The sequence below is a fragment of the Photorhabdus noenieputensis genome (assembly GCF_018448935.1).
Lineage (GTDB): Bacteria > Pseudomonadota > Gammaproteobacteria > Enterobacterales > Enterobacteriaceae > Photorhabdus > Photorhabdus noenieputensis.
In genome coordinates this window covers 112933-135858 of sequence record NZ_RCWC01000008.1, presented here as the reverse complement: position 1 = coordinate 135858, position 22926 = coordinate 112933, and the positions used below count along the sequence as shown (strand labels likewise).

Genomic DNA, 22926 nt, shown 5'->3' with positions numbered 1-22926 from the left:
CTGTAACAAAATTACAATATCCCGCAATGAGGAGAGACATATGGCGGTTGCTTCTACAGCTCAGGCTTGTGATTTAGTCATTTTTGGCGCTAAAGGGGATTTGGCACGCCGGAAATTGTTGCCTTCCCTTTATCAGCTTGAGAAAGCGGGTTATATCCACCCAGAAACCCGGATTATCGGTGTTGGCCGGGCTGATTGGGATAAAAAAGCTTATACCAAGGTTGTTGAAGAAGCTTTAAATACGTTTTTGCCGGAAAAATTAGATCCAAAGCTATGGAAGACATTGAGTGAGCGTTTGGCGTTTTGCAATCTGGATGTTAATCAAAAGGAAGATTTTGCCAAATTAAAGGCAATTCTTAAGCAGGAGCATCAGCCTGCAATTCACTATTTTGCGATGCCGCCAAGTACTTTTGGCTCGGTTTGTCATGGGTTGGGCCTTGCCGGGTTAAATAAGGAGCCAAACCGGGTTGTGATGGAAAAACCTTTAGGCACCGATCTTGAATCATCCAGAACGATTAATGATGAAGTGGCAAAATATTTCAATGAGCGTCAGGTTTATCGTATCGATCATTATCTGGGTAAAGAAACTGTATTGAATCTATTAGCGCTGCGGTTTGCCAACTCCCTGTTTGTCAATAACTGGGATCACCGGACAATTGATCATGTACAAATTACAGTAGCTGAAGAAGTCGGTATTGAAGGCCGTTGGGGTTATTTTGACCAAGCCGGTCAAATGCGCGATATGATTCAGAATCACCTATTGCAAATATTGACCATGATTGCTATGTCTCCTCCGGCAGATCTGACAACAGACCGTATCCGTGATGAAAAAGTAAAAGTATTGCGTTCTCTGCGTCGTATTGACCACACGAATGTGCGGGAGAAAACAGTACGCGGTCAATACACGGCTGGTTTTGTTCAGGGGCATAAGGTACCGGGGTATCTGGAAGAAGAGGGGGCGAACCAATCCAGCCGGACGGAAACTTTTGTCTCTATTCGTGTGGATATTGATGACTGGCGTTGGGCCGGGGTTCCTTTCTATCTGAGAACCGGTAAACGTCTGCCAACGAAATGTTCCGAGGTGGTAGTTTATTTCAAAAAGCCGGCGCTGAATTTGTTCTCTGAATCTTATCAACAACTACCGCAGAACAAACTGACGATTCGTCTGCAACCGGATGAAGGTATTGATATTGAAGTTCTGAATAAAGCCCCAGGACTGGAACACAAGCATCGTCTGCAAACGACTAAGTTGGATCTGAGTTTCTCTGAAACGTTTAACCATATTCCATTAGCAGATGCTTATGAGAGATTGTTGCTGGAAGCTATGAGGGGTATTCAGGCGCTATTCGTTCGTCGTGATGAGGTGGAAGAAGCTTGGAAATGGGTTGATTCTATTATGAATGCATGGGCGGCGGATAATGATGCGCCTAAGCCTTATCAGGCGGGAACGTGGGGGCCGGTCGCTTCTGTTGCTATGATTACCCGAGATGGTCGTTCGTGGAATGAATTTGAATAATTAACAAACTTTTCTGTTGAGGCTCAAGCCGCGTTGTAAGCGGCTTGGGTTGTTATCAACAAGGTATCAGCTTATACCCGTCATCTTTCAAGTTGCCTCTTTGTTGGCTGCGCTCACTCACCCCGGTCACATCGTTTGCTATGCTTCCGGGGATTCGCTCCTCTGCCGTCGCGATGCATCTTGAAATCTATAAGGTATATATTGATATCAATTCTGTTTTTTTGATTCAACTCTGTTGATCAGATGAAAAATAAGCAAAATTGAGTGGTTGCTTTCTATTATTTCGTATGGTAGAAGTAATAGAAACATTAACACTATTTATGAGGATTCTTAGTATATCGCGCGGAATATCAGTGCGATGAAAGAATGAGATATCATGAACAGCGCCAAAAGCGTCAAGTTTCAAAGTTCCACCCATGTGCTTTTCCTTTCTGCCATTTTATCCAGTGAGCATTACTGGTGCGGTGCATTATAGCGTCTGACTCCTGTTAACCGGTTCTCAACCGGTGTTTCTATTTCGTCAAAACGTCAGGTTATTATTTCTCATCTCATATTATAGGTGGGTTAGATCGATTATTAGCTTGCGTCTTGACGTGCGTATTTACGTGGTCAGGAGAAAGAAAATGATTTATTGGTTATTCCTTGCAATGGCAATTGTTACCGAAGTTATCGGTACCTTATCGATGAAACATGCCAGCGTTTCCGGTGGTGTAGTTGGCATGGCCGTTATGTACATTATGATCGCCATATCCTATATTTTGCTGGCAATGGCGGTGAAAAAGGTTGCCTTGGGCGTTGCGTATGCTTTGTGGGAAGGGATTGGCATTCTATTTATTACTGTTTTTAGTGTCATGTGGTTTGATGAATCATTGTCATTGATGAAAGTAGGTGGTTTAGCTCTGCTGATAACAGGAATTATGTTGATTAAATCCGGTACTAGAAAAGCGGCAGTTAAAAAATCGGCAGAGGTGGTGAAACAGATGGCAAATAAGGCTGTCAGTGTCGCAGCAACTAAAAACAGTAAAATAAAGGAGGCGTAACATGTTGCAGCAATTTGAATGGTGGCATGCGGCGTTCTTATTCCTTGCTGTCACGTTGGATATTTTAGCGAATATTTTACTGAAACTTTCTAATGGTTTTAGACGTCCTTGGATGAGTATTCTCTCGCTTATTGCCGTCCTTGGGGCGTTCAGTGCGCTTGCTCAGGCAGTGAAGGGCATTGAGCTTTCCATTGCTTATGCCTTATGGGGCGCTTTCGGTATTATCGCGACGGTTGCTGCTGGCTGGGTTATGTTTAATCAGCGTTTGAATTGTAAAGGTTGGGGTGGAATTGCCTTGTTGCTGTTGGGCATGGTGATGATCAAGATGGCTTAAGCCGTGGAGTAGCCCAATCTGGGGGAAGTATGATTCACAGAGATTGTTTTAATTTTGGCGTTCCTGATGCACTTATAACTATTTTTTTTCTCTGCTCAGGTATTTTGATTAAATACTGTATAACTTCTCCCGCTTTAACTTTGAAAATCAGGATAAAGATGCATTATTAGCGTTTAGGTTTTTAAATAACGAATTTTATTGTTTATTTCTTATATTATCTGCTGGCATGCAACTGTTTTGCATAATAACCAGCAGATATGAATAAAAGTGACTTTTAACAGGTAAAACAGACGTCTGGTTTATGACCATCTTTCACGCAACAACCAGGACAACAAGACTGAACAATATAGCGGCCATTCCCCATCTCCTTCATGTCAAAGTCTTTATAACGATAAAAAACATGTTGACCCATTGAGGAGGAACAAGATGGGCAACTTTTATAGATCTTGCCTTCTACTTCCGCAACAACGGAATCATGAAGGGGCTCATGACAACCTGAACAAACATCCATAGAATGCTCCATACCAAGTGATAAAAGTTATTGAAGATTAGGCCATGTTTATATTCACTAAACAGTGGCCAAACACTGATGTGCTTATTAGAAAGTATGGACTACGTATAAGTATAATTCAACATTAAACAGGTAAATAATAGAAAATCCATTTGGTAAGTTAACTCTACCAGATGAAATTAACGCTGTTTGTGATAAGCAATATTGGAAATTATTTTATTTACATTGATCATCAGAGTATTATCAGCGGTTCAAACATAACATATATTTCTAAAATGAATTATTAAGGGCCATTGCTGAAATAGAATAGGTATTTTGGCCCATAAGATGGGTTTACAATAAGTTTATGTCCAGGTTTTAAAGTTCTCAAAAAATTATGGAGAATGGATTTAAAAATTGTCTATGCCAGAACAACTTTTTATCTATTTTACTTAATTCAGCTTCTTCACAGATATTTTTCCAATTATCTTGGATTATTAATATATGGATTTCAAGGTACATCGCGACGGCAAGGGAGTGAATCCCCGGGAGCATAGCAAACTATGTGACCGGGGTGAGCGAGTGCAGCCAACAAAGAAGCAACTTGAAAGATAACGGGTATATTGGGATATTCTGAATAACCGCCATATTAATTAAAATATAAATGCAGGCGATAGAGAATATCCCAAAATTAATATTAAATACCTGCGATAATTTTTATTTCGACTTTGTATTTGGGGTTCATTAGCTTAGCTTCAACGGTGCAGCGTACTGGGGCATTTCCTGCAACAACCCATGCATCCCAGGCGGCATTCATGCCAGCAAACTCTTTTCCATCAGCCAGAAAAATAGTGGCATCGATAATTTTGCTTTTATCAGAACCGAGACGCTGTAACATAATATCAATAGCAGCCAGTGTATTCGCTGTTTGCTCAGTAATATCACCATCCAGATTTTCCGGTACGGCGGTGTAGTAAATGGTTTTATTGTAAACCACCGCTTCGGACCAGCGATCTTGAGGATCAATACGTTCAATTGTCATGGATACTCCTTCCTGTGAATGATTATCTGCCTGATTTTGGGTGGTGATCAGAACATACTATTGGCATAATCTCCATCCATTCTATTGAAAGAGACGGTTTGTGTCAGACGATTTTGCGAAAAATGGTGCCCTTGCTAAAGCAATAACAGGTTTTAAACCCCGTGATGCTCAAAGAGAAATGGCAATGGCTATTGAGTGTGCGATTAAAAACCATCAACAATTGGTCGTAGAAGCAGGCACGGGAACAGGTAAGACATTTGCCTATTTAGCACCCGCGTTGCGTTCTGGGCAGAAAGTTATCATTTCCACAGGTTCTAAGGCATTACAGGATCAGCTCTATAATCGTGATTTACCGACAGTCGCTGACGCAATTAATTTCACCGGTAAATTGGCGTTGTTGAAAGGCCGTGCAAATTATCTGTGCTTGGAACGGTTGGAACAGCACTCTTTTGGGGGCGGACAATTGGAAGCAGAAATTTTGTCAGATATTGTTCGGCTAAGAGGCTGGTCTTCACAAACTGAAGAGGGTGATATCAGTACTTGTCACCAAGTGGCGGAAGATAGCCAGGTTTGGCCGTTGGTCACTAGTACGAACGATAACTGCCTGGGTAGTGATTGTCCGCGTTATCAGGAATGTTTTGTTCTCAAAGCTCGCCGTCGAGCAATGGAGGCGGATGTTATTGTTGTTAACCATCACCTGTTTATGGCGGATATGGTAGTGAAAGAAACAGGATTTGGTGAGTTGATCCCGCAAGCGGAAGTCAAAATATTTGATGAGGCACATCAAATCCCTGATATTGCCAGTCAATATTTTGGTCAGCAATTAAGTAGCCGCCAACTGATGGATCTCTCCAGAGACATCACTATGGCGTATCGCACGGAAATCCGGGATCAAGTTCAATTACAAAAGAGCGCAGATCGTTTAAGCCAGAGTACACAAGATTTCCGGCTAGCGTTGGGAGAGAACGGTTATCGGGGTAATTTGCGGCAGTTATTGCAGAATCCACAAGTGCAGCGGGCATTGGTATTGCTTGATGATGCGCTTGAGCTTTGTTATGACGTGATGAAATTATCTTTAGGGCGTTCAGTCATGTTGGATGCGGCGTTTGAAAGGGCAACAATGTATCGTAATCGTCTTAAACGCTTGAAAGAGGTGACTATCCCCGGTTATAGCTATTGGTTTGAAAGTTATGGTCGCCATTTTCTTTTAGCACTCACACCGCTGTCTGTTGCCGATAAATTTAGTGAGATAATTAATGAGCAATCAGGTTGTTGGGTGTTCACCTCAGCGACACTCTCTGTTAACGAGCAACTTTCCCATTTCACTGAACGGCTAGGTTTAAAAGAGGCGAAAACCTTATTACTGCCAAGTCCATTTGATTATCAAAGTCAGACACTACTTTGTGTTCCTCGTCATTTACCATCACCAAATCAGCTTGGTAGTGCAAAATGGTTGGCAGAGATGCTCAAGCCACTCATTGAAGCCAATAAAGGTCGATGTTTCTTTTTATGTACTTCACACCAAATGATGCGCAATCTGGCGGAAGCGTTCCGTGCCAACATGACATTGCCGGTTTTGGTTCAGGGTGAAACCAGCAAAGGTCAGTTACTTTCGCAATTTATTGCTGCCGGCAACGCTTTATTGGTGGCAACCAGCAGTTTTTGGGAAGGTGTCGATGTGCGCGGCGAGGCGCTTTCCTGTGTCATTATCGATAAATTGCCCTTTACGGCACCGGATGATCCCTTGCTAAAAGCCCGTATTGAAGATTGCCAACTGAGAGGTGGTGATGCATTTAATGAAGTTCAGTTGCCGGACGCGGTTATTAGCTTAAAACAAGGTGTCGGGCGGCTTATTCGTGATATTGATGATTATGGCGTTGTTGTCATTTGTGATAATCGTTTAGTGATGCGTCCATATGGTGAAGTGTTTTTGAATAGTTTGCCACCTTCACCACGAACCCGAGATTTAACGAAAGCGGTCGCTTTCCTGCAAGCCCGGCAATCTGGGTAAAATCGACTGGGCTATGATAAAATAGCGCCTTATTTTGGATTATATTTCTTGCCGAGGTGCTTAAGGCATGCCTGTACGAATTCTGGCTATTGATACTGCAACGGAAGCCTGTTCTGTTGCTCTTTGGAATGATGGTGCCGTTTTGGCACAGTTTGAAATTTCTCCACGTGAACACACGCAACGTATTTTACCTATGGTTCAATCTGTTCTGGCAGAAGCCGGGATGAGTTTACAGCAGCTTGATGCTTTAGCTTTTGGCCGTGGGCCGGGTAGTTTTACCGGTGTGCGTATTGGTGTTGGTATTGCTCAGGGTTTGGCTTTGGGGGCTGAACTGCCGGTGATAGGTGTGTCAACGCTCAATGCAATGGCTCAAGGTGTTTTTCGTCTGTTAGGTGTAACTCAGGTATTAACCGCCATTGATGCCCGGATGGGCGAGGTTTACTGGGGGCAATATATCCGTAATCAACAAGGTGAATGGCAAGGAAGTGAAACAGAAGCTGTGTTGAAGCCGGAACAGGTACAGGCATTCATGGCTTCATTGAGTGGCGATTGGGTAGTTGCTGGCACTGGTTGGCAGGCTTATCCTCAGTTGATGGCAAGTCATTTAACGCTAACTGATAGTAGCATCACATTACCTCATGCTGAAGATATGTTACCTATGGCGATACAGATGTGGCAAAACGGTGAGGTGACGGCTGTAGAACATGCTGAACCGGTATACTTGCGTAATGAAGTTACTTGGAAAAAATTACCAGGCCGTTAAGTATCTATTGATGAAACTTGTAGTAAAAGAAAGTATCAAATAGACAGAGTTATGTTAAAGATAATGATTGGGACAATTTTCAGGAGAAGGTGGTTATGTTAAGAGTAATAAACTACCGGACGAGTGTTAAAGCGCTAATCTTGTTAGGTGCAGTAATGCTTACAGGCTGTATCACCGTTCCTGATTCAGTAAAAGGAACGTCACCAACGCCTGTTCAAGATCTGCTTGCTGTTAAGAGTACGCCTGAGTTGTTTATCGGTCAGGAAGGACGATTCGGCGGCAAGGTACTTGGTGTTGTGAATGAAAATCACCGTACTCGTCTGGAAATATCGTCATTGCCATTAGCATCGGATGCCAGTCCAGAATTAGATGAGCCTTCCCTTGGCCGTATCTATGTTTATATTAATGATTTCCTTGATCCTGCCGATTTTAAAGGAAATTACGTCACTGTCGTAGGTCCGATAGTGGGATTGAAAAAGGGAAAAATTGGTTGTGCGGATTACGATTATGTTGTGATTAATGCGATGGGCTATCAACGCTGGAAAGTTGTTCAGCGAGTATTGATGCCTTATGGCCCGGGGCCTTGGAATTATTATGGTTATCCATATTATTCAGGTTGGGGATGGAATTGGTATTACCCTGACCCCGCACCGGTTGAGACTATTTTGACCAGATAGAGTTATCTACTTTGTGACATTGTAACTTTATTTCCAGCTTGGGCCGCCGCAATAATATGTGGCGGTAATTTATCTATTATTTCCTATCTATCTTTGGATTAATCGTTAATTTCATTGCAATTCTTGCACCTAAACCCGCAGCCATCTCTTCTGCCAGAATTTTCCGTAGTTCATCAGGAATATCATCCGATTGCAGTATGACGAAACCGAATTTGTCATATAATTTACGGCTTGGCATAAAATCACGAAAAGTTGTGAGATAAAGAGTGGTTTCCCTGTTCTGCTCTAATTGCTCAATGATTAAGCTCAGTAGGGTACTGGCAATACCTTGGCCATGATATTTTGGCAACACATCAATCTCAGCTAGCAGCATTAATTGATTTAAACGGCGGATTAGCGCAAATCCAACCAACTTTTGATCACTTTCAGCGATCCAAAGTTGCTGTTTCTGAATACCTGATTCAATTTCATATGTGGGTAGGGTTTGGTCACCGAGTACTTTTGGTAAGAGTTTTTCCGGAAAAAGAGAAGCTGCTTGGCGTTCTATATCGCTGATGATTGCGATATCTTCATAGGTTGCCCTTCTGACTGTAATGTTATTTATAACCATTTTTTATTACCATTATATTTTTAATAGCGTATTGGAATAGACGAAAGCAATAAATGCTATTTCAAAAATGCTATCTTAAGCAAAAAATAAGTAGGTCAATGTATAACCAATAGCTACTAAGTTAAATATTAACTATAGCAATAATATACTGATAATTAAAAATAATTCACAGACGACACAATTCTCTTTGTTTTTATGTATAAGGATTAACATGAAATTAGTGATGTGTATCTCAACCTGAACAATGTTTCTTTTTTAAACTGGTACGCTGAGTTAATAATTTGTTAAATCAAGGCGTGCGTTATTTATTAGGCGAGTGATAACATAGCAATTAAAATTTCAGGAGTACTACCTTGGAGAAAGTCTGGCTAAAACACTATCCGGCGGATGTTCCTGCGGAAATTGACCCGGATCGTTATGCATCATTGGTTGAGATGTTTGAAAATGCCGTAGCGCACTACGCAGATCAACCTGCATTTATCAATATGGGTGAGATTATGACCTTCCGTAAGTTGGAAGAGCGTAGTCGGGCATTTGCAGCATATTTGCAAAATAGTTTGGGATTAAGTAAAGGAGATCGCGTTGCGCTGATGATGCCAAACCTGCTGCAATATCCCGTTGCACTGTTTGGCGCTCTGCGTGCAGGTATGATTGTCGTAAATGTAAACCCGCTGTATACGCCACGCGAGCTTGAACATCAGCTTAATGATAGCGGCACTTCCGCTATTGTGATCGTCTCCAATTTTGCCCATACATTGGAAAAGATCGTTTTTAATACTAAAGTTAAGCATGTTATTTTGACGCGCATGGGTGACCAACTATCTCGTCCTAAAGGTACGTTGGTTGATTTCGCGGTGAAATATATTAAGCGGTTGGTACCGAAGTATAATTTGCCTGATGCTATTTCATTCCGTTGTGCGATACAGAAGGGTTATCGCATGCAATATGTAAAACCAGAGATTAACGGTAATGATTTGGCTTTTCTGCAATATACCGGCGGCACTACCGGCGTGGCTAAGGGAGCTATGCTAACTCACCGTAATATATTGGCAAATCTTGAACAGGCAAAAGCGGTTTATTCTCCATTATTACGTGCAGGCCAAGAGCTGATTGTTACGGCGTTGCCTCTCTATCACATATTTGCGTTAATGGTGAATTGCTTGTTACTTATTTACTTGGGTGGGTGCAATCTTCTGATCACTAACCCGCGTGATATTACGGGTACAGCTAAAGAATTAGGTCGTTATCCGTTCACTTCTGTCACTGGGGTAAATACGTTGTTTAACGCCTGGTTGAATAATGAAGAATTTAAGAAGCTTGATTTTTCTACGCTGCGTCTGGTTGTTGGTGGTGGTATGCCGGTACAGAAAGCGGTTGCTGAGAAATGGGCAAAAGTGACAGGTACCAATCTGCTTGAAGGTTATGGTCTGACGGAATGTTCACCTTTGGTTTCCTGTAATCCTTATAACTCGAAACATTATACTGGTAGTATTGGTTTCCCGGTCTCTTCAACAGAAATCAAACTTGTGGATGATGATGGTAATGAGGTAGAGATGGGCCAGCAGGGGGAATTGTGGATACGTGGTCCACAGGTGATGGTTGGTTATTGGAATCGCCCTGATGCAACAGAAGAAGTATTGCAAGATGGTTGGGTAGCAACGGGGGATATTGCGAATGTTAATGAACAAGGTTCCATTCATATCGTAGATCGTAAAAAAGATATGATTTTGGTTTCTGGTTTCAATGTGTATCCTAATGAAGTTGAAGATGTTGTATCAGCTCACCCTAAAGTGCTAGAGTCAGCAGCAATAGGTGTATCAAGCGAAAGTTCCGGTGAAACTGTCAAAGTGTTTGTGGTTCGGATAGATCCTAGTTTGACCGAGGATGAGCTTAGAACCCATTGCCGTCGTTATCTAACCGGGTATAAAGTACCGAAGATCATTGAGTTCCGGGATGAATTGCCTAAGTCTAATGTAGGTAAAATTCTTCGCAGGGAACTGCGTGATGAAGAGGAAAAGGTCAGGAATGTAGCTGTAGCCTGAGATCCTCTTCATAATATTGATAAGCACGACAACGCCGGTATCAGCCGGCGTTGTCGTGCTTATTCCATGAATGGCTAAGAGAACTATTGTTTTGAATTATCAGTTGATCACCACAGATGCCCAGTTGCAACAGGTTTGCGAAAGGGCAAAAAAATACTCAAAAGTAGCATTGGATACTGAATTTGTACGCACACGGACGTATTACCCACAATTAGGTTTGATACAACTGTATGATGGCGAACAACTTTCTCTGATTGATCCGCTTAATATCACCAACTGGCAACCTTTCCGCGAGTTAATTACTTGTCCTCAAGTATTGAAGCTGTTGCATGCTGGCAGTGAAGATTTGGAAGTTTTTTTGAATGCTTTTCAATGCTTGCCGGAACCGATGATTGATACTCAGGTTCTGGCGGCTTTTATTGGCCATCCGCTTTCATGTGGCTTTGCCGCGCTGGTGGCTGAATATATTCATGTCGAGCTGGATAAAAGTGAATCCCGAACTGATTGGCTGGCCCGCCCATTAAGTGAAAAACAGTGCGAATATGCGGCAGCGGATGTGTATTATCTGTTGCCTTTGGCGGATATCCTGATGACTGCGACAGCGCAGGCCGGATATATGGAGGCTGCGATGGGTGAGTGTCAGCTTATCAGCCGACGCCGTAAAGAGATATTAGAACCAGAATCTGCTTATAAACAGATAGGCAATCTCTGTCAATTACGTCCCCAACAGCTTGCGTGTTTGAAAAAGCTGGCTGCATGGCGTTTGAATCAAGCCAGAGAACGCGATTTAGCTGTGAACTTCGTCATTCGTGAAGAAAACCTATGGCAGGTAGCGCGTTATATGCCAACTTCTTTGGCAGAGTTGGATGCGTTAGGGTTAAGTGGGCAGGAGATCCGTTGTCATGGTCGTCGTCTATTGGCAATGGTCGCTGAAAGTGGAAATATCCCTGAAAACGAATGTCCGCCGCCAGTGACGAACTTGATTGATCAACCTGGTTATCGTAAAGCGTTTAAGGATATTAAGGCACTGATCCATCAGGTAAGTGAGCAGCATAGATTTAATTCTGAATTATTGGCATCTCGTCGTCAGATTAATCAATTACTTAGTGTTCATTGGAAATTAAAACAATTAAATGGCAAACCTGAGCTGCTTAGTGGATGGCGGGGAGAGTTGTTGGCTGAACCTGTTGCAGAGATTCTGGCGAACTATCCTGATTAATCCATATCAGAGCCTTAGCCTGGCGTCAGGCTAAAGCACGAGAAAGGGGTTCCCGTTAGGGTTACCCCATCTCAGACTGCCATATAATGAGCTTGGTTACTTTGATGGCGGTAATGATAAAACAGCCTGTCTATCTGTATTATTTTTGAGCTTCTTCTGTCTCAGGTAATGTTATATTAAGCTCTAGTACGGAAATATCATCACCTTTCTGTTCAAATTGCACAGAGAGCATATCTGGATCTACCTGTATGTACTTACAGATTACCGCCAAAATATCTCGTTTCATATCAGGCAGATAAGCAGGCTCAGAATCACCGCGGCGACGCTCTGCCACGATGATTTGCAACCGCTCTTTAGCGATATTTGCTGTCGTTTTTTTTCTCGACAGAAAGAAATCTAACAAGGCCATGTTTTACCCCCCAAATAGGCGTTTTAAGAAGCCCTTTTTCTCTTCTTCAATGAAACGGAAAGGACGTTCTTCTCCTAATAAACGTTCAACAGTGTCTGCATACGCTTTTCCTGCGTCGGATTCTGTATCCAGAATAACTGGCTCTCCCTGGTTAGATGAACGCAGTACAGATTGATCTTCTGGAATAACACCGATTAAAGGAATGCATAAAATTTCCAGAACGTCTTCCATGCTTAGCATATCACCACGACTTACACGGCCTGGGTTATAGCGAGTTAATAGCAGGTGTTCTTTAATGGGATCTTCCCCCCGTTCAGCTCGTCGAGATTTAGAAGCCAGAATACCCAGAATTCGGTCCGAATCACGTACGGAAGAGACCTCAGGATTGGTTGTGATGATCGCTTCGTCAGCAAAATAGAGTGCTATCAATGCGCCACTTTCAATCCCGGCCGGGGAGTCGCAGATAATAAAATCGAAACCTTGTTTATCCAGATCAACCAAAACTTTCTCAACGCCTTCAGAGGTGAGAGCGTCTTTATCGCGGGTTTGTGATGCAGGCAGGATATAAAGATTCTCAGTACGTTTGTCTTTAATTAATGCCTGATTAAGCGAGACGTCACCTTGAATAACGTTCACGAAGTCATAAACTACGCGGCGTTCACATCCCATAATCAGATCGAGGTTACGCAGGCCGATATCAAAATCGATAACGACGGTCTTTTTACCTCTTTGAGCAAGGCCGGTAGCAATGGCCGCGCTTGAAGTGGTTTTGCCAACGCCACCTTTACCTGATGTAACAACAATAATGCGTGCCATGAAGTGATTCCTTATTAAAAGGGCTAGATTAAAGGTTCAATAGTTAATTCATTATTTACCAGGCTAAGTTTCGCGGCTTTTCCTGCTAATTCAGTCGGGATTTTATCGCCGAGCCAATATTGCCCTGCGATAGAGACAAGTTCTGCATTTAAATGGGTGCAAAAAACCAGACATTCCTGATCACCGGATGCACCGGCTAATGCCCGACCACGCATCATACCGTAGATGTGAATATTGCCGTCGGCAATCAATTCGGCACCGGCGCTTACATTGCTGGTAACAATAAGATCACTGCCTTGGGCATAAATTCTTTGACCTGAGCGAACAGGTAAATTAATTACGCGGGTTCTTTTAATCTCGGGTTCTGCCGGTTTACTTTCCTTTACCGAGGCTTTTTGTTTTTTGCCTTCACTTAGTAGTGGTAAGGAGGCTTTTATTACTGCTCTGCGTTGTTGCTCATCGCGACAACCGCTCATTCCGACAATACGGAATCCTGCTGAATCAATAGCGTGATGCAGCGCTTTCAGATCAGCGTCTGTCGGCAGAGCGGAAATATTAATGACAACAGGCGCATTTTTCAGGAAATCCGGTGCCTGTTCCACTTTTTCCTGTAGGGCCTGTAGAATGATTTCTGGTTGGTCACTGTGTAAATGAACAACCGAAAGCGTAAAATTACTGCCTTTTAGCTCAATTGGCGACTGTGACATCTATCCTGACTCAGATTCAGCAAATTTGAGATCACCCCAGAACAACCTCTGGGATACGATATTTTGAAATACAATAAACATGTTATAATTACTGAATTATTCAAGCAAGTTGTGACCTGAATTTAAAAGAGTTTATTATAATGATTTGTGCGATCTACAGAAGCCCGAAAAGAGAACAAACATATCTTTATGTTGAAAAAAGAGATAATTTCTCTCGTGTTCCCGAAGAGTTACTGAAAAGTTTTGGTCAGCCTCAATATACAATGATGATCTCTCTGGCAGACAGAAAGAAGCTGGCAGGTGCCGATATAGAAAAGGTAAAAATATCGTTAATTGAGCAGGGTTTTTACCTGCAAATCCCGCCTCCGGTTGAAAACTTAATGAATGCGCATCTGAGCCAGATGGAAAAATAAGAGGAATCCAAGAACTCGATGGGCAAAATTAACCGTTATCGCGGTTTTATTAACCACCACAATATTCACAGTGAGTTGTGCTTTTAAGGGAAAACAATCAGGTTTGCATCTCAGAGGAAAAATTTCCTTTGAATGACTGTAACCTCTTTCCATTTCCTAGGCTTCTTATTTGGCGATTAGCCTTGGCGTGGTGGCCGATGAGATGTGGCAATAAGTGCTATAATTAAAGTGTGTTGCCTAATAAACCAGAGTGAGGAACGAATATGTATCAACACAGAGACTGGCAGGGGGCATTACTGGATCTTCCTGTCAATAAAGTGGTTTGCGTTGGTAGTAATTACGCTAAACATATTAAAGAGATGGGAGCTCAGCCAGCGGAAGAGCCGGTCGTTTTTATTAAGCCGGAAACTGCACTGTGTGATATACATCAGCCAATTGCAATTCCAAAAGATTTTGGTGCCGTTCACCATGAAATTGAACTGGCTGTGCTGATTGGTACACCGTTGAAACAGGCAAGTGAAGAGCGAGTTAGTGCCGCTATCGCCGGTTTTGCTGTTGCATTGGATCTCACTTTGCGTGATTTGCAATCTAAATTCAAGCAAGCGGGTCAACCGTGGGAAAAAAGTAAGGCGTTTGATGGCTCTTGCCCGATATCTGGGTTTATTCAAATAAGTCATTTTGGTGATCCGCAGAATGTCCAGTTTTCACTGACAGTCAATGATGAGCTATGGCAGAACGGTAATAGCAGTGATATGTTGACACCGATCGTTCCTCTGATCAGCCATATGTCGCACTTTTTCACTTTGCGGCCGGGAGATGTGATTCTCACTGGCACACCGGAAGGTGTTGGAGCACTGGAAGCCGGTGATGTGTTAAAGGTTACTCTGAATGATAATTCACTCGCTACCAGGGTAATTTGAAGAATATAAGGAATAGTAGAAGTTATGTCTCAACCTTTCTGGCAGGTAAAAACCCTCGATCAGATGACAGATGAAGAATGGGAGTCATTATGTGATGGTTGTGGGCAGTGTTGCTTACATAAATTGATGGATGATGATACCGATGAAATTTATTTTACTAATGTTGCTTGCAATCAACTCAATATAAAAACGTGCCAATGCAAAAATTACGAAGATCGTTTCAGATATGAGCCAGATTGTATCAAGTTAACCCGTTATAATTTGCCGACTTTCGAATGGTTGCCAAAGACTTGTGCATATCGTTTGCTTGAAGAAGGGAAGTCATTGTTACCGTGGCATCCTCTGATTAAAGGTTCCAAATTAGCAATGCATAGCGAAAGAATTTCAGTTAGGCATATCGCTGTACGGGAAATTGATGTTGTGGAATGGGAAGATCATATTATTAATAAACCTTGATAATGATTTAACTAACTATAATTTATTTTCTGTGTTTCCCCCGTTGGAGCTTGCTCCAGAGCTAAGCTATCCAACGGGGGTATCCGCCAAGAATAAACTAAAGGTTGATTGTATATAATTGCATCTATACTATTACCATTAGGTAATTGAACCTGTGGTCTATTATAGGAGGCATAAAGTATGCCAATACATGTGGGAAACATAGAAAAGATTACCAATGATTTCATCCAATTGAGTGAATTAGAGTTCAATCGTGTTCTGTATGATGCTCTTGATTCCTCTGGTACTAGCATTGTGCATGATGTGGATGAACTCATTTTTCCGCCAAGTTACCGGTTGATCAGGGTTGATAACAGGTTAGATTTGGATGATATAGATGAGCCCTACTTTGAATTAGCGTTACTTAGTGACGAAACAAAAGAGGTGGTTTATTACAACAAAGTGATTGTAATAAGTGACTTGGTGCTTAACTGTCGTCCTGCTTCGCAGATACTTGTGTGGCGAACGAGGAAGCCACAACATAAAGCGGCATTAGGTGATTTGGCCGCTAAAATCTTTTTCCATTATCTGATTAAAACCTATGATGTTGTCGCTTCAAATATAAGTCAAATAATAGAAGGCACCTCTTTTTGGCAAGCCAGAATGTATGAGGCTTTACAATTTGGGCTTTATGTTTACGGTTATGATGTTATGACCTGTGAGTTAAGAAATATTTTAGTTGAAGATGATGTCGGTAAAGAGCAGAGTTGGTTGTGGGGTAATGCGGAATATTACATGGATAGACTGGCGATTATTTCCAGGATCAAACTACCTAATAAGTAATTAATTTTGCCAGGTTATATCTGGCATGAATATAATGGTTCGAACTAACTCGAACCATTATTAATTAATTACAAAGCACCTGAAACCCAAGCATTAATTTTATCATAGAACGATTTAATTGATTCCCATGCTCTGCTTATCCATTCAGAGAGCTGCCTGGCTGCATCAAGTATAAAATTTGAAAGTCTGCCAAACAAACTGGAGAAGAATGCATTAGTTTTTTCCATAAAACTTTGGATTGCTGCTCTGGCGTTAGGAAATTGTAACCCAAATTGAATAGCTTTATCGTAACTTACATCAATTTGTCTGTTGTTCTCATCTTTGGTTCTTTGACGAGATTTATTCATGTTATCGATCCAGTCTTGGTCTGCGTTGTCTGGATCAGCGGCAATTGCTTCCTGATATTTCTGTGTGCTATCAGTTACACTTGCCTTGGAAACGTTTGTTGTTGAATTAGCACCAGATTTCACTGAATCTTTCAATTGATTAATAATACCATCTACTTCCTTATTTTCGATAATATCTATACTTTCGTATTGTTCCCCAAGCATATTTGCGTATGCCTGGAGTTCAGGTGTCGATGGCACGAATTGTTCAGTTTTAGAATCATTTAACACACGTTTTGCGTGTTGACGCATTTCGTTCATGAGGTCGATAAATTTAATATCTGTCGATGTAATATTAGACATAAATTATTTCCTTTTATTTAGTTAGTAAACTATTTATTAAATGTAAAAGTGCATAACTCTTTATTTAAATTGGAAGAAATAAGTTAAAAATAAATTACATTACCTGTATCTATTTATGTCGATTTGGCTCTCCTATAATATTTAAAAGTTTAATGTCAGTGATAAATTTATTGCTTAAATCTTATATCTAAAGGTGCCGAAAAGTATTTTCCGGCACCTAAATAAAACACTTGGACAAACAGAGTTTAATCTTGAGTCCATTCAAGGAATTTCACTCTGCTAAATGTTTAATGCTAACTTTATAAATGAGTTTTTTAATTACTGAACTTAATCTTTCAGTTTATAAACCAATGTATTATCGGTGTGAGATAGTGTCAGTTTTTGACCTTTCAACTTCACTTTAACGCCATCAGCTAATACTTTACCAATCAGGTAATCCCATTGATTCAACTTATCATCAGCACAAAGCATCTGAGTGCTGGCCAGGTTTTTAACAGTTAGTACACCATTTTTCAGTTTGCCTTGACCCATAAAGAGATTACACATGGAACCAGAAATATGCATTTTCTCACCGAATTCAAGAGTTGGTACGCGGCCATCTTGATTTTGCGTGCCTTCGCCGTTAACGCTCACCAGGACAAATTTGTGATGTTGTAAATCATCAACTGACACGTTCTCCGTCGCTGAAGCTTGGAATGTGGCTAACAATAAAGTTGCTGTTGCCAAAGGTAGTATTTTTTTCATGTTTATCTCCTATATATTATTTTAAGGGTACTTACTAACAATGTTCGGGCAATTTTCCCCGTTGAATAATTGCTGGATATTTCCCAGCGTAATTTCACTGATACTGGTTAAGGCTTCTTCTGTCAGAAATGCCTGATGACCGGTAAACAGCACGTTATGACATGAAGACAAGCGACGAAAAATATCATCCTGAATTACGTCATTAGATTTGTCTTCAAAGAAGAGATCGCGTTCATTCTCGTAAACATCCATACCCAGAGCGCCAATCTTTTGTTGTTTTAATGCATTAATGGCTGCCACGGAATCAATTAGGGCTCCTCGGCTAGTATTGATGATCATTACGCCGTTTTTCATTTTGCTGAAAGCAACTTCATTCAGTAGATGATGGTTTTCTGGTGTTAACGGACAATGAAGAGATATGACATCGGATTGTGCATACAGCGTATCCAAATCGACATATTCAGCACCGAGATCCAAAACAGCTTGATTGGGGTAGGGATCATGAGCTAGAAGACGCATACCAAATCCGTTAAGAATACGTAAGGTAGCAATACCAATCTTACCGGTTCCGATAATTCCTACTGTACGGTTGTGCATATTGAAACCAATTAAGCCTTCAAGAGAGAAATTGGCGTCACGGGTACGTTGATAAGCTCGGTGAATACGGCGGTTTAAGCACAACATTAATCCGATGGCATGTTCAGCAACAGCTTCAGGAGAATAGGCTGGAACCCGTACAACCTGAATACCTAATTCTTCGGCCGCATCTAGATCAACATTATTAAAACCTGCACAACGTAATGCGAGGATTTTTATATTCATTCCAGCTAATTCTTCAAGCACTTCACGGTCAGCATTATCGTTGACGAAAATACAAACAGCATCTGCACCAATAGCGTTTTTGGCAGTTTTTGAACTGAGAGGGAAATCGAAAAATTCGAAATCGTAACCAAAACCGAGCTTTTTATTGACCTGCTCCAGATGTTTATGGTCATACTGTTTGGTACTGTAAACGACTAATTTCATGGGATTATCTCCGCTATAATTTAAGTAGCTAATAAATTGTTTTAGGCTTAAATTATTGCTGACGTAAAGGGTTAAATAAACCAATAAATTAATTAACTCTATAAGTGTATTGCTTGTTGTTCCCCTATATGTTCTACATAATTTGCTTAATAATCAATGTCTTAGTTTAAGGTGTGTCTGCTAAATTATGGAATAACAATAGAAGTAACCGATCTAAGGCTTAATAAGGAGAGGCAAGGAGTTGATAGCCAAAGGGTTAAAAATATTCATTACCGTACTAATGTTGTTGGTATTGCTGATAGCGGCGGGATGGTTTTCTATTCCTCATTGGTTACCTAAGGTCACCGGTCGCTGGTTACCTCCAGGTATGGTTGTTTCATTGAAACAACCAGAATGGAAAAATGGGGCGTTGCAACTGGCTGATATTTCATTACAAGTGAAGGGATGCAGGCTTATTCGTGTATCTCGATTATCTGTTAGTTATCCATATTCAGAGATAGATAACAGTTATCATTGGCAATTAAATGCAGCAGATATTAATGGAGATATCAATTGTCTAAATCAGTTACCCGAATCTACTCAGGGCCTTGCTCCATTGTCTGTTGCTGATATTTTAGCGCTTATTCCACAAGGAAGTTTGTCCGTGGAAAATCTTTCTTTCTATCCCTGGCAAGATTTTGCCGGAAAACTAAAATTCAGTTCCTCTCCTCAGGGGCAAAAACTGAGTTATCAGGGAAAGAATGTTAAATTGTCAGCACATATTTATGGTAAGGAATCGCTAATTATTGACCAACTGGCAATTAAATTACCAGAACAGGAAATCAGCCTTAATGGTGAAATGACTTTACCACTTAATGTGGACAAACTGCCTCCTCATGGTGAAGTAAAAGGTAAAATTATTGCCAGGCAATATGTGCGTCCGATAAATATCAAGTTAGGTTGGCAAGAGAAATCCGGCAAACTTATTATCAGCGAAGAGGGGACAACAGTACCTTTGGCTGAATTGCCTTGGCAGTTTAACCAAGACCAGTTTGATATTACTGATGGTAAATGGCACTGGACGAGTGCGGAACAACCTCTTGCGGGTGGAGTGAATATTAAGATTGCTCATTGGCAACAAGGATTGGATAACCTGCTAATTAGTGGGCGTATAAATTTGGTCACGCAGGGCAAACGTGGTAAAGCCAATATTGTGTTAACGATAAAACCGGGTCGGATAAGCTCGTTAAATACGCAACTTCCTTTTCAATTAACCGGTCAGATTAATGTACATGATATGATGATGGCTATGTCATTGCCTGCGGTAATTAATGGTCCGCTGGTTAATCCGAAAATGACTTTCCTGTCAGGTTCGTTGTTTCGGGCTTGGGGACGTTTGTCTGATGAGTTGATTATTAAAGATGTCCGATCACCGTTAGCGGGAACTTATCTGACACGTGAAGGTTTTACTGGTCGGTTACAAGCAATTGTTAATGCACAACACCGTGACTGGGGAAAATTCCGTTTGCATCTTGATGGTCATGCCGAGAATTTTATGCCGGATAGAGGCTATTGGCGTTGGAACTATTGGGGAGATGGCGATTTGCCGTCACTACAGGCTAAATGGGATATTGTCGGAAAAGGGCGCTGGCGTGACACATTGATTAGCATCAACGAAATGGCTACCGGCTTTAATGTTATTAAACACGGTATGATTCGGGTGGATACGCCGCGTTTACAGTTAACAAAACCATTGGAGTGGCAACGTTCAGAGAAATCTCCCACCTTTAAGGGGGAGTTACGACTGGCAACGAAAAAAATATCGTTCCGGTCCGGTGGCTTTTTGCCTCCCACTGAACTGACAGCAAAATTGACAGGAGAAAGCCCGAACAACTTTATTGTTAATGGTGATCTTTCATCAAGAAATGTTGGCCCGATCCTTTTTTACAGTCGTTGGGATGGAGCAAGATTACGTGGTGAAGCGCGTTGGCCTACTCAATCCTTACTCGTATTTCAGCCGTTGGTACCTAAAGATTTGGGGATAAATTTGCGCTCAGGTGATCTTTATGCACAGGCCGCTTTTTCTGCCACACAAGAGCAAGGTTTTGTTGCTGGGGGTCATTGGGCGGTAAAAAATGGCAGCATGTGGCTTAAAGATGGTGAAATCAGTGATCTTAATTTTGTCTTACCGTGGCGGTTGAAAGATAGTATCTGGCAATTTGGTGTTAAATCGCCGGTTCAGCTACGAGTGAAAACAATTAATAATCTGTTTGCAATGCATAATTTGACGGCGGATTTACAGGGGTTTTATCCGCCATCGGAACAAAAACCGCTGGAATTGACTAATGTGAATGTAGGTATGTTGGATGGGCGTATTAACCTGGATAAATTAAGATTTCCTCAGCATCATCCTGCTATTTTGACGCTTGATAAATTGGAGTTAAGTCGCCTTTTTACTGTGTTGAAAGTTAAACAATTTGCGATGTCCGGCAAAATCAGCGGACAATTGCCGTTGTTTATTAATAATGAACGTTGGATAGTTCAGCAAGGTCGGATTACTAATATCGGCCATATGACCTTACGTCTGGATAAAGACACGATAGACTCCATTAACAAAGATAATATTTCCGCTGGTGCCGCTATGGATTGGTTACGTTATTTAGAAATCAGCCTGTTACGGGCGCAAGTCAGTCTTGATAATTTAGGGGTTTTGACACTTAATGCTGAAATTCAAGGTGTTAATTCATTAAGAGATAAAAAGCGGCAAGTCAAGCTGAATTACCATCATGAAGAGAATATCTTTCACTTATGGCGTAGCTTACGGTTTGGCAACAATCTTGAAGATTGGTTACAGCAAAATATCTCTGTATTAAATGGGAGTGATAAATGACAAAACAAACCATAACGAAGCTGTTCTTACTATCAATGGGGTCCTTAATGCTGTCAGGTTGTATACGCCTTGAAGTGGCAACACCTGAGAAGCCCATTAATATTAATATGAATGTCAAAATTGAGCATGAAATTCAGATAAAAGTAGACCGGCAAGTTGAAGAGATGCTCAAGAATAACACGGGTTTATTCTAGGAGGTTGGCATTATGAAGAGAACAGGTACGGGAATATTGTTATTGGTCAGTGTATTGTTCAGCTCCTCTGTTGGGGGAATGACCTTAAATGAGGCGAAGCAGAAAGGGTTGGTCGGTGAAACATTCAGTGGTTATCTGGCTATAGTGAAAGCAGATAGTCAGGCGCAGGCTTTGGTGACAGAGATTAATCAGGCTCGTGAGAAAAAATACGCAGAAATTGCGGCTAGCAATAATATTTCTACAAAGCAAGTGGCTAAACTTACTGGCGAAAAATTGGTGAACAGAGCTGAATCTGGTGAGTATGTGCTTGGTATTAATGGCAAATGGTTGAAAAAATAAAAGCGCGTCGAATGACGCGCAAAAAACAGCAATATAAAAATATAGGTAATGTATGAATTATGAACAAAAATGTGACTATCAGGAAGCTATTGCGTCTAAAATTTCACGAGCAGTTTGTTGCGCTTGATTTGCGGCATCAGGGTTTAACCCTACACCTTCGGCAAAAACAAACTCTACATCAGTGAGGCCAATGAAACCCAGGAACAGACGTAAATAAGGCACTAATAGATCACTGGGGCCGTCTTTATGGATGCCACCACGGCTGGTTAGGACGATTACACGTTTGTCTTTTAGCAGACCTTCAGGGCCGTTTTCGGTATAACGAAAAGTTACGCCAGCACGGGCTATCAGATCAAAATAGCTTTTCAGTTGGGTTGGAATGTGGAAGTTGTACATAGGCGCAGTTATAACAATAACGTCATTATCCTGCAATTCCGCAATCAATTCGTCAGATAATGCTAGCGCCTCTTTTTGGCGAACAGTCATTTCATTGCCACTCGGACGTAATGCATGAACCAGTTCATTATCCAGAATAGGAATGGGCTGTGCGGCCAGATCACGTATCGTAATGCTGTCATCAGCATGATTGGTTTGCCACTTTTCAATGAAGAAATCTGCCATTTGGTTAGTATGTGAATGCTGCGCCATAATGCTGGATTTAAGAACCAGAACTTTACTCATTTTTATTCCTTAAGTTAACTTTTGGTAATTCACTTGTTAATCACGATATAGTGATTCTATGAGTTATTATCTTCTGGTAATAGAGCAATATTTAGTG

25 protein-coding genes are annotated in these 22926 nt (G+C 41.3%); 15 read left to right on the top strand and 10 right to left on the bottom strand.

Annotated features, from left to right (window positions below):
* Positions 1–40: 40 nt before the first annotated feature.
* The 3 genes from zwf to mdtI all read left to right on the top strand — a co-directional run bounded on the left by zwf (position 41) and on the right by mdtI (position 2890).
* The gene (zwf, locus tag EAE91_RS08475; RefSeq protein ID WP_214053727.1) at positions 41–1516 is read left to right on the top strand and encodes a glucose-6-phosphate dehydrogenase; all 1476 of its coding nucleotides are present in this window, start codon (positions 41–43) and stop codon (positions 1514–1516) included.
* A 623-nt stretch (positions 1517–2139) separates the two neighbouring features.
* On the top strand, positions 2140–2556 hold the full coding sequence (mdtJ, locus tag EAE91_RS08470) for a multidrug/spermidine efflux SMR transporter subunit MdtJ (RefSeq protein WP_214088103.1): 417 nt from the start codon (positions 2140–2142) through the stop codon (positions 2554–2556).
* A 1-nt stretch (position 2557) separates the two neighbouring features.
* Positions 2558–2890 carry a multidrug/spermidine efflux SMR transporter subunit MdtI gene (gene mdtI, locus EAE91_RS08465; protein ID WP_280520273.1) on the top strand — a complete coding sequence of 111 codons (333 nt, stop codon included), beginning with the start codon at positions 2558–2560 and terminating at the stop codon, positions 2888–2890.
* A 274-nt stretch (positions 2891–3164) separates the two neighbouring features.
* Here the strand turns inward: mdtI and EAE91_RS08460 are convergent, their stop codons facing one another.
* Positions 3165–3401, bottom strand: coding sequence for a hypothetical protein (locus EAE91_RS08460; RefSeq protein ID WP_214088102.1), 237 nt, complete (start codon positions 3399–3401; stop codon positions 3165–3167).
* Positions 3402–4077: 676 nt separating this feature from the next.
* Positions 4078–4422, bottom strand: coding sequence for a RidA family protein (locus EAE91_RS08455; RefSeq protein ID WP_040150513.1), 345 nt, complete (start codon positions 4420–4422; stop codon positions 4078–4080).
* A gap of 100 nt (positions 4423–4522) precedes the next feature.
* Between EAE91_RS08455 and yoaA the strand changes: the two genes are divergently transcribed.
* From yoaA to EAE91_RS08440, 3 genes are all read left to right on the top strand, one after another.
* The gene (gene yoaA, locus EAE91_RS08450) at positions 4523–6433 is read left to right on the top strand and encodes a DNA repair helicase YoaA (RefSeq protein WP_214088101.1); all 1911 of its coding nucleotides are present in this window, start codon (positions 4523–4525) and stop codon (positions 6431–6433) included.
* A gap of 67 nt (positions 6434–6500) precedes the next feature.
* The gene (gene tsaB / locus EAE91_RS08445) at positions 6501–7196 is read left to right on the top strand and encodes a tRNA (adenosine(37)-N6)-threonylcarbamoyltransferase complex dimerization subunit type 1 TsaB (RefSeq protein ID WP_214088100.1); all 696 of its coding nucleotides are present in this window, start codon (positions 6501–6503) and stop codon (positions 7194–7196) included.
* A 95-nt stretch (positions 7197–7291) separates the two neighbouring features.
* Positions 7292–7873, top strand: coding sequence for a Slp family lipoprotein (locus EAE91_RS08440; protein ID WP_214088099.1), 582 nt, complete (start codon positions 7292–7294; stop codon positions 7871–7873).
* Positions 7874–7949: 76 nt separating this feature from the next.
* Here the strand turns inward: EAE91_RS08440 and EAE91_RS08435 are convergent, their stop codons facing one another.
* Positions 7950–8483, bottom strand: a complete 534-nt coding sequence (locus EAE91_RS08435; protein ID WP_214088098.1) for a GNAT family N-acetyltransferase — start codon at positions 8481–8483, stop codon at positions 7950–7952.
* Positions 8484–8836: 353 nt separating this feature from the next.
* Here EAE91_RS08435 and fadD point away from each other — a divergent pair, with 353 nt between their 5' ends.
* Entirely contained in the window at positions 8837–10525 is a 1689-nt protein-coding gene (gene fadD, locus EAE91_RS08430; RefSeq protein WP_214088097.1) for a long-chain-fatty-acid--CoA ligase FadD, read from the top strand.
* Between the two features lie 91 nt (positions 10526–10616).
* Positions 10617–11744: a ribonuclease D gene (rnd, locus tag EAE91_RS08425; RefSeq protein ID WP_214088131.1), complete on the top strand. Its 1128-nt coding sequence runs from the start codon at positions 10617–10619 to the stop codon at positions 11742–11744.
* A 139-nt stretch (positions 11745–11883) separates the two neighbouring features.
* Here the strand turns inward: rnd and minE are convergent, their stop codons facing one another.
* Genes minE through minC form a run of 3 tightly spaced genes read right to left on the bottom strand, consistent with a single transcriptional unit; the run spans position 11884 to position 13676 of the window.
* Positions 11884–12153 (bottom strand): cell division topological specificity factor MinE, encoded by a 270-nt coding sequence (gene minE, locus EAE91_RS08420; RefSeq protein WP_036775580.1) that lies wholly within the window; start codon positions 12151–12153, stop codon positions 11884–11886.
* Positions 12154–12156: 3 nt separating this feature from the next.
* Positions 12157–12969 carry a septum site-determining protein MinD gene (gene minD, locus EAE91_RS08415; protein ID WP_214088096.1) on the bottom strand — a complete coding sequence of 271 codons (813 nt, stop codon included), beginning with the start codon at positions 12967–12969 and terminating at the stop codon, positions 12157–12159.
* Positions 12970–12992: 23 nt separating this feature from the next.
* Positions 12993–13676: a septum site-determining protein MinC gene (gene minC, locus EAE91_RS08410; protein WP_214088095.1), complete on the bottom strand. Its 684-nt coding sequence runs from the start codon at positions 13674–13676 to the stop codon at positions 12993–12995.
* Positions 13677–13816: 140 nt separating this feature from the next.
* Between minC and EAE91_RS08405 the strand changes: the two genes are divergently transcribed.
* The 4 genes from EAE91_RS08405 to EAE91_RS08390 all read left to right on the top strand — a co-directional run bounded on the left by EAE91_RS08405 (position 13817) and on the right by EAE91_RS08390 (position 16287).
* Positions 13817–14089, top strand: a complete 273-nt coding sequence (locus tag EAE91_RS08405) for a YcgL domain-containing protein (protein WP_214088094.1) — start codon at positions 13817–13819, stop codon at positions 14087–14089.
* 263 nt (positions 14090–14352) lie between these two features.
* A complete protein-coding gene (locus EAE91_RS08400) occupies positions 14353–15009 on the top strand; it encodes a fumarylacetoacetate hydrolase family protein (protein ID WP_214088093.1) in 657 nt (218 codons plus the stop codon).
* Between the two features lie 24 nt (positions 15010–15033).
* Complete coding sequence (locus EAE91_RS08395; protein ID WP_214088092.1) at positions 15034–15465, top strand: YcgN family cysteine cluster protein; 432 nt, start codon at positions 15034–15036, stop codon at positions 15463–15465.
* A 180-nt stretch (positions 15466–15645) separates the two neighbouring features.
* Positions 15646–16287 carry a hypothetical protein gene (locus EAE91_RS08390; RefSeq protein WP_214088091.1) on the top strand — a complete coding sequence of 214 codons (642 nt, stop codon included), beginning with the start codon at positions 15646–15648 and terminating at the stop codon, positions 16285–16287.
* Positions 16288–16355: 68 nt separating this feature from the next.
* On the opposite strand, the gene EAE91_RS08385 is transcribed toward EAE91_RS08390, so the two are convergent.
* From EAE91_RS08385 to EAE91_RS08375, 3 genes are all read right to left on the bottom strand, one after another.
* A complete protein-coding gene (locus tag EAE91_RS08385) occupies positions 16356–16976 on the bottom strand; it encodes a hypothetical protein (RefSeq protein WP_214088090.1) in 621 nt (206 codons plus the stop codon).
* A 327-nt stretch (positions 16977–17303) separates the two neighbouring features.
* A complete protein-coding gene (gene hslJ, locus EAE91_RS08380; RefSeq protein WP_214088089.1) occupies positions 17304–17720 on the bottom strand; it encodes a heat shock protein HslJ in 417 nt (138 codons plus the stop codon).
* 21 nt (positions 17721–17741) lie between these two features.
* On the bottom strand, positions 17742–18746 hold the full coding sequence (locus EAE91_RS08375) for a 2-hydroxyacid dehydrogenase (RefSeq protein ID WP_214088088.1): 1005 nt from the start codon (positions 18744–18746) through the stop codon (positions 17742–17744).
* A gap of 241 nt (positions 18747–18987) precedes the next feature.
* Between EAE91_RS08375 and EAE91_RS08370 the strand changes: the two genes are divergently transcribed.
* Genes EAE91_RS08370 through EAE91_RS08360 form a run of 3 tightly spaced genes read left to right on the top strand, consistent with a single transcriptional unit; the run spans position 18988 to position 22148 of the window.
* Positions 18988–21615, top strand: coding sequence for a YdbH family protein (locus tag EAE91_RS08370; RefSeq protein ID WP_214088087.1), 2628 nt, complete (start codon positions 18988–18990; stop codon positions 21613–21615).
* Entirely contained in the window at positions 21612–21809 is a 198-nt protein-coding gene (locus tag EAE91_RS08365; RefSeq protein WP_214088086.1) for a YnbE family lipoprotein, read from the top strand. The genes EAE91_RS08370 and EAE91_RS08365 overlap by 4 nt, the downstream gene beginning before the upstream one ends.
* A gap of 12 nt (positions 21810–21821) precedes the next feature.
* Positions 21822–22148 (top strand): YdbL family probable chaperone protein, encoded by a 327-nt coding sequence (locus tag EAE91_RS08360; protein WP_214088085.1) that lies wholly within the window; start codon positions 21822–21824, stop codon positions 22146–22148.
* 78 nt (positions 22149–22226) lie between these two features.
* On the opposite strand, the gene EAE91_RS08355 is transcribed toward EAE91_RS08360, so the two are convergent.
* A complete protein-coding gene (locus EAE91_RS08355) occupies positions 22227–22829 on the bottom strand; it encodes an FMN-dependent NADH-azoreductase (RefSeq protein WP_214088084.1) in 603 nt (200 codons plus the stop codon).
* Positions 22830–22926 lie beyond the last annotated feature (97 nt).

What these genes read in the sequence shown, in the direction of transcription:
- EAE91_RS08375 (WP_214088088.1), bottom strand. Translation starts at nt 18,746, where the DNA reads ATGAAATTAGTCGTTTACAGTACCAAACAGTATGACCATAAACATCTG.
- minE (WP_036775580.1), bottom strand. Translation starts at nt 12,153, where the DNA reads ATGGCCTTGTTAGATTTCTTTCTGTCGAGAAAAAAAACGACAGCAAAT.
- EAE91_RS08405 (WP_214088094.1), top strand. Translation starts at nt 13,817, where the DNA reads ATGATTTGTGCGATCTACAGAAGCCCGAAAAGAGAACAAACATATCTT.
- minC (WP_214088095.1), bottom strand. Translation starts at nt 13,676, where the DNA reads ATGTCACAGTCGCCAATTGAGCTAAAAGGCAGTAATTTTACGCTTTCG.
- EAE91_RS08365 (WP_214088086.1), top strand. Translation starts at nt 21,612, where the DNA reads ATGACAAAACAAACCATAACGAAGCTGTTCTTACTATCAATGGGGTCC.
- EAE91_RS08390 (WP_214088091.1), top strand. Translation starts at nt 15,646, where the DNA reads ATGCCAATACATGTGGGAAACATAGAAAAGATTACCAATGATTTCATC.
- tsaB (WP_214088100.1), top strand. Translation starts at nt 6,501, where the DNA reads ATGCCTGTACGAATTCTGGCTATTGATACTGCAACGGAAGCCTGTTCT.
- zwf (WP_214053727.1), top strand. Translation starts at nt 41, where the DNA reads ATGGCGGTTGCTTCTACAGCTCAGGCTTGTGATTTAGTCATTTTTGGC.
- mdtJ (WP_214088103.1), top strand. Translation starts at nt 2,140, where the DNA reads ATGATTTATTGGTTATTCCTTGCAATGGCAATTGTTACCGAAGTTATC.
- EAE91_RS08435 (WP_214088098.1), bottom strand. Translation starts at nt 8,483, where the DNA reads ATGGTTATAAATAACATTACAGTCAGAAGGGCAACCTATGAAGATATC.
- EAE91_RS08460 (WP_214088102.1), bottom strand. Translation starts at nt 3,401, where the DNA reads ATGGATGTTTGTTCAGGTTGTCATGAGCCCCTTCATGATTCCGTTGTT.
- mdtI (WP_280520273.1), top strand. Translation starts at nt 2,558, where the DNA reads ATGTTGCAGCAATTTGAATGGTGGCATGCGGCGTTCTTATTCCTTGCT.
- minD (WP_214088096.1), bottom strand. Translation starts at nt 12,969, where the DNA reads ATGGCACGCATTATTGTTGTTACATCAGGTAAAGGTGGCGTTGGCAAA.
- EAE91_RS08440 (WP_214088099.1), top strand. Translation starts at nt 7,292, where the DNA reads ATGTTAAGAGTAATAAACTACCGGACGAGTGTTAAAGCGCTAATCTTG.
- EAE91_RS08455 (WP_040150513.1), bottom strand. Translation starts at nt 4,422, where the DNA reads ATGACAATTGAACGTATTGATCCTCAAGATCGCTGGTCCGAAGCGGTG.
- hslJ (WP_214088089.1), bottom strand. Translation starts at nt 17,720, where the DNA reads ATGAAAAAAATACTACCTTTGGCAACAGCAACTTTATTGTTAGCCACA.
- EAE91_RS08395 (WP_214088092.1), top strand. Translation starts at nt 15,034, where the DNA reads ATGTCTCAACCTTTCTGGCAGGTAAAAACCCTCGATCAGATGACAGAT.
- EAE91_RS08355 (WP_214088084.1), bottom strand. Translation starts at nt 22,829, where the DNA reads ATGAGTAAAGTTCTGGTTCTTAAATCCAGCATTATGGCGCAGCATTCA.
- EAE91_RS08385 (WP_214088090.1), bottom strand. Translation starts at nt 16,976, where the DNA reads ATGTCTAATATTACATCGACAGATATTAAATTTATCGACCTCATGAAC.
- EAE91_RS08400 (WP_214088093.1), top strand. Translation starts at nt 14,353, where the DNA reads ATGTATCAACACAGAGACTGGCAGGGGGCATTACTGGATCTTCCTGTC.
- EAE91_RS08360 (WP_214088085.1), top strand. Translation starts at nt 21,822, where the DNA reads ATGAAGAGAACAGGTACGGGAATATTGTTATTGGTCAGTGTATTGTTC.